Source organism: Phyllobacterium sp., from assembly GCF_037994405.1.
Classification (GTDB): Bacteria; Pseudomonadota; Alphaproteobacteria; order Rhizobiales; family Rhizobiaceae; genus Phyllobacterium.
Genome location: NZ_JBBNAN010000534.1, coordinates 1 through 3,422, shown reverse-complemented (window position 1 = coordinate 3,422; position 3,422 = coordinate 1). Strand labels below are relative to the sequence as shown.

Sequence of the window (3,422 nt, the reverse complement as noted above, 5' to 3'; positions counted from 1 at the left end):
GCTGGCCCCGTGAGGACGAAGCAAACATGTGGGAAACCAGCGCTCCTACTTCAGGTGGAAACTTGGCCTGCTTATGAGTTGTCCTCGAGAATACTAATGCGGATGTCCCCATCATCGCGCAAACTGGGCCCGCGATGCTCGAGATGTGCTTCACGCCCATGCACTCGGTGACGACCACACCCGTTTCTCCTCCCCTGCTACAAACCGAAAAGTCGGCGATCCCAGTACACCGGCTACTGTCGCCGGCATGCTGTCCCACCCGGGCAACGCCGGTGGCGAGAAGATCTCGTAGGACAATCATACGGGAAGCGTTATCTCAACATAGTGCTGGTTAGGTAGCAAGGGCCCGCTTCCAAGCGCGAGCTTTTCGAGCAAAGCCGTCGAATAGTGGTCGCTGGTATAGATCAACGGGCTGCCCGGTGTGTTCCACCGGCCCGGCGCAATGGTCGAGCCGGTGGCGTCAAAAATCGGATAGGCACCACCCGGGTCGCCGATCCTGAAGCTGGTCAGCATTCATGAGCAGCTTACGCGGCATCTTTTCGCCGACCACATAACGGTTACCGCAGCGATCGACCCAACTTCCGGTCACAAGCGCCGACGCACCAGCCTTGGCCACTACGCGCGCGCTACCCACGTCCCAGATATTCGACAGTACAAGCGGTGTTCCGAGCTTGTGCAGGTCATGGAAGTTCAGCATTTTCATCTGCGCGCGTCATCTACCTCTCTTTGGAGCATCGCCTCCGCATGATCCTTATAGCTAACTTGCAGCGTATCCGGCCCGAGGGATTCAAGAAACGCCCGCGCCTCGAAGATCTCGCCAAGCGAGCGCACGCCAACCGCTCCCGCCGCCTCGCCTACCAACAGTCTCTGTATGGCTTCCACGGCTATTGGAGCGGTCACAGCATAAATGTCGTGTCCACTAGCTGTCACACGCCTATGTCGATCCCCGGCTCGGACGATCACATCCATAGCGAAAACTTGCCCTGAGCGGCCCTTGTCATCGCTGGCCTGCGGTGGAGGCGTCGCCGGATCACGTATGTCGCGAAGCGGCGCAAGATTGATCCAGGACTCGATCGTCTTAGCGCTCAGATGGTTCGCAATGGTGATCGTTTCGCTGAACGACATCATGACCACATCCTGATCTCCGAATGGGGCTGGAAACGTCCAGCGCCCATGCGGCTGCGGTTCCTCGATTGGCTCGAGCCTGCCATTTCGCTGCACAAGTCGCTTTGCCGTGTTGCGTGCGCCAGTGAGCCGTGTGCCTTGCGTAGGATGCCAGCTATCCAGCGCGACCACCACGGTGATCTCATCCAATTGGTTCGAGCCGTCGGTCGCCGTCATTACCAAGAGGTCCGCGAGCCCGCCATAGAAACCGGCGGCTGGAAGCAGAGCAACGCCAGCCTGGCAAGCCGCGTCATGACGCGTTTCAAGGACAGCACGGACCGACGGCTGTTCGGCCGTTACATCCAGGTAAGGAATCTTTGCGCGCAATGCTGCGTCGATCACAGGCAGGGCTGTATCGATGAACGGACCTGCGCAGTTGATGACCGCCGCGGCGCCCAACAGTGCAGAATTGAGCGAATGCGGATCGTCCATCCGCGCCAAACGGACCATCTGGGTGCCAAACTCCTCGCCGGCATGCGCAAGCTTATCTGCATCGCGCCCGATTAGAATAGCAGACTGCCCGCGTCGCTTCAGCTCGGCGACGACAAAGCGACCTGTATGGCCCGTCGCGCCAACGACGGCGATCGGGTTGTCTTGCGGTTTCGAATTTCCCATATGACCTCACGCTACAGACCTGTCTGTTGTAATGCTACAGATCTGTAGCGCCGTCAATCCCCTTCGCGTACAATTGACAAAAGGACCACTGACCAAGGGAGTTCAAATTAATGAAACCAACGCTGAACAAGCAGCTCGGCGATGCCGCAAGCGTTCGGGACCGAATCCTCAACACGGCAAGCGCACTATTTTACCAGGAAGGGACGCGCGCGATTGGTGTTGACCTGATCGTGGAGCGTTCCGGCGTCGCCAAAACCAGCCTATATCGCTATTTTCGTACCAAGGACGACCTGATCGAGGCCTTTCTCCTACGCGAGGACGAAGATTTCTGGCGTCAATGGGATATGGTCTCTGCTGCCCATGCTGGCAGGCCGGAACGGGAGCTCGAGGCTCAGCTTGAGTGGATCGGCAACCGCATCGCGCGCGTCGGCTACCGCGGATGTCCGCAGATCAACATCGCCGCCGAATATGCCAATGAGAGCCACCCTGCACGCAAGGTCGCTGTTGCGCATAAGGCCGAACTAAGACGGCGCCTTGGTGTCTTGGCACGTGCCATGGATCTTCCAGAGCCAGATCTATTTGCCTTGCAGCTTGGCATCGTCATCGATGGGGCGCTGATGAGCGGTCGCGCGCTGCACGAAGAAGGACCTGCACAGTTTCTCAACACGCTCGCGCGCACGCTGAGCGCTGCGGCGCGGTCACTAAGGAAAGTCTCCTGATCTGATCGGGCGCATCACCTGTCTCACAGCCAACAAATTGAACAGATGCATGTAGGGTCGACAAGGCAAGATTTAACGTTCCTATGCCACGGCCTGTATTTGCGCGCCACGGTACGACGAAGCTGATATAGACCATCATCCCGTTGAAGGATGCTTACGTGGAAGCTGATCTCTCAGCTCAAAGGAAAAGACGTATCCGCGACCAAATCCTCTGGGGCCAATACACGATGGTCTTCCTGATCGTGCCAATCACGACCCCGGGCAGCGGCGTAGTATGTCGCTTGACAGCTCGGCTTTCAGTCCCAGTTCGCAGCGCTGTGGTTTGCCGGTCTATTTCCCGCCGGCCTTCTTCACCTGGTGGTTTCTCCTACGACGCCTGTCGCCGATAGCAATCACAGATTCGCTCCTTCCATGAACAGGCACTCAAACTGGGGGCAGAGCGACGGGGCCAGGTCCGCGGCCGCACTTTAGGTGCAAGCGTTACGTCCGCTCTCGTCGCTATCTACCGCGAATACTGGAAGTGGTTGTACGAGCCGAGCGGCGTCCACACATGTTCGTTTGAAAATGCCGATAGCCGGATTTCGATTGGTGCCTAATTGTCTACAAAGACCTTGTCACGGTAGCGGACAAGCTGAAGTGGCAAAGTATGATCGTTTCGATTGGTTTGAACGATCCAATCGGTAATGCCGCGTTCTTTCCAAGGTAGAGTTCACCTTGCTTTTGCCGACAGGGAGTGACTCGGCACTGTCGAGGTTGTGGCCGCAAGAACACGTTCGGCTCCATCCTCGATCACCGCGCGCATTGCGGCTTTCGCTGCTTGCACATCCCTAACATTGATGGCATCGACGATAGCGTTGTGTCGTGCAACTGATTGGCCATGTCTTTCAGGGCTCGGAACCGGCGAACTGATTGTGAAAGTGGTAA

At 57.6% G+C, this 3,422-nt stretch carries 4 protein-coding genes and 1 pseudogene; 1 reads left to right on the top strand and 4 read right to left on the bottom strand.

The window, feature by feature from the left end:
* Positions 1-231 precede the first annotated feature (231 nt).
* The 3 genes and pseudogenes from AAAC48_RS29560 to AAAC48_RS29550 form a co-directional block, all read right to left on the bottom strand.
* Positions 232-513: pseudogene (locus AAAC48_RS29560) on the bottom strand (RES domain-containing protein); the annotation flags it as partial.
* Complete coding sequence (locus AAAC48_RS29555; protein ID WP_340657597.1) at positions 461-697, bottom strand: isocitrate lyase/phosphoenolpyruvate mutase family protein; 237 nt, start codon at positions 695-697, stop codon at positions 461-463. The pseudogene AAAC48_RS29560 and the gene AAAC48_RS29555, both read right to left, overlap by 53 nt.
* A gap of 2 nt (positions 698-699) precedes the next feature.
* Positions 700-1,779, bottom strand: coding sequence for a saccharopine dehydrogenase NADP-binding domain-containing protein (locus AAAC48_RS29550; protein ID WP_340657596.1), 1,080 nt, complete (start codon positions 1,777-1,779; stop codon positions 700-702).
* Positions 1,780-1,889: 110 nt separating this feature from the next.
* On the opposite strand from AAAC48_RS29550, the gene AAAC48_RS29545 reads away from it, so the two are divergent.
* Positions 1,890-2,498, top strand: coding sequence for a TetR/AcrR family transcriptional regulator (locus tag AAAC48_RS29545; protein WP_340657595.1), 609 nt, complete (start codon positions 1,890-1,892; stop codon positions 2,496-2,498).
* A gap of 709 nt (positions 2,499-3,207) precedes the next feature.
* On the opposite strand, the gene AAAC48_RS29540 is transcribed toward AAAC48_RS29545, so the two are convergent.
* A partial coding sequence (locus AAAC48_RS29540; protein WP_340657594.1) for an FCD domain-containing protein occupies positions 3,208-3,422 on the bottom strand: 215 nt, incomplete at its 5' end.